The 1,636-nt window shown below is 73.6% G+C and carries 1 protein-coding gene; it reads right to left on the reverse strand.

The genetic code is table 11. The features are described from left to right. The coding region (locus GT042_RS05540; RefSeq protein WP_202532393.1) for an amino acid adenylation domain-containing protein at positions 1-1,636 on the reverse strand (1,636 nt) is incomplete at both ends.

Here is a 1,636-nt window from a genome sequence, read left to right on the forward strand (position 1 = left end):
CGGTCCAGCTTGCCGTTCACCGTCAGCGGCAGCGCGTCCAGCGGCACGATCGCGGCCGGCACCATGTACTCGGGCAGCGCCGCCACCGCGTGCCGGCGCAGCCCGGGCAGGTCGAGTACGGCTCCGTCGGCGGCCACCACGTACGCCACCAGGCGCTTGTCGCCCGGCCGGTCCTCGCGGATCAGCACCGCTGCCTGGGCGACCGAGGCGTGCCGCAGCAGCGCGGACTCGATCTCACCCGGCTCGATGCGGAAACCCCGCAGCTTGATCTGCTGGTCCGCCCGGCCGAAATACTCCAGCGCCCCGTCCTGGCTCCAGCGGGCCAGGTCGCCGGTCCGGTACATCCGCGCGCCCGGCGCGCCGTGCGGGTCGGCGACGAACCGCTGCGCGCTCAGCCACGGCTGCCCGATGTAGCCGTGGGCGAGGCCGTGCCCGGCGACGTACAGCTCCCCGGGCACCCCCGGCGGCAGCAGCCGCAGGTTCTCGTCCAGGACATAGGCGTGCTTGCCCGCGACCGGACGGCCGATCGGGATGGCCGCGGCGGGTCCGCCGATGAGGTGGGCGGTGGTGAAGCCCATGCTCTCGGCGGGGCCGTAGCCGTTGACCAGGTGCAGATGGGGGTGGTCGGCCAGCGCCTTGGCGGTGTGGGCCGGCGAGGCCGTCTCCCCGGCGGTCATCGCCTCCCGGAGCCGGGAGAACACCGCCGGGTGCTCGTCGAGCATGTGGTTGAACAGGCTCGCCGACATCTGGAGGGTGGTGATCCGGTGGCGTTCCACCAGTTCCGCGATCTGGTGCGGGTCGGTGTGCTGGCCGGGCTGGAGGACACAGACCCCGCCGTGGAGCAGCGGCCCGAAGACCTCCAGGGCGAAGGCGTCCCAGGAGACGGGGGAGCTTTGCAGGTACGTCTGCTCGGGGCCGAAGTTCAGGTAGTCGGGGCCGATGAAGGTGGCGGCCAGCGCCCGGTGCGAGGCGGCGACGCCCTTGGGGACACCGGTCGATCCGGAGGTGAACATCACGCAGGCGACGGACTCCGGGTGCCCGCCGGTCTCCACCGGCGTCCCGGGCAGCGCGCTGATCGCCGGGGTGTCGACGGTCAGGTCGATCAGGGCGGCCGGGGTCGGCAGGGCCACCAGGTGGCTCTGGGTGACCAGGGCGGCCGGGTCGGTCTGCCCGAGCACGGTGGTCAGCCGGTCGGCGGGGAACTGCGGGTCCAGCAGGGTGTACCCGGCCCCGGCCTTGAGCGCCGCGAGGAGCGTCGCGATCAGCTGCGGTGAGCGCTCCAGGTGGATGGCGACGATGCTGCCCGGGGTGACACCGCGCGCGCTCAGGTGCCGGGCCAGACGGTTGGACCAGGTGTCCAGCTCCTGGTACGTCACCCGCTGGTCCTCGTGGACCAGCGCCACCGCGTGCGGGGTACGGGCGACCTGGCCCGCGAAGAGCCCGTCGAGGCCCAGACCGGGGGCCGGGGACGGCGGTCCGCTCCACTCCAGGACCCGTGCCCGCTCCTCCCCGGAGAGCAACTCCAGCTCGCCGACGGGCAGATCGGGGGTGGCGACGGCTCCGGTGAGCAGCCGGACCAGGCGGTCCGCGGTGGCCTCGACCGTACGGGGGTCGTAGAGGTCGGTGGCGTACTCGA

It is taken from the genome of Streptomyces sp. SID3212, from assembly GCF_009865405.1.
Lineage (GTDB): Bacteria > Actinomycetota > Actinomycetes > Streptomycetales > Streptomycetaceae > Streptomyces.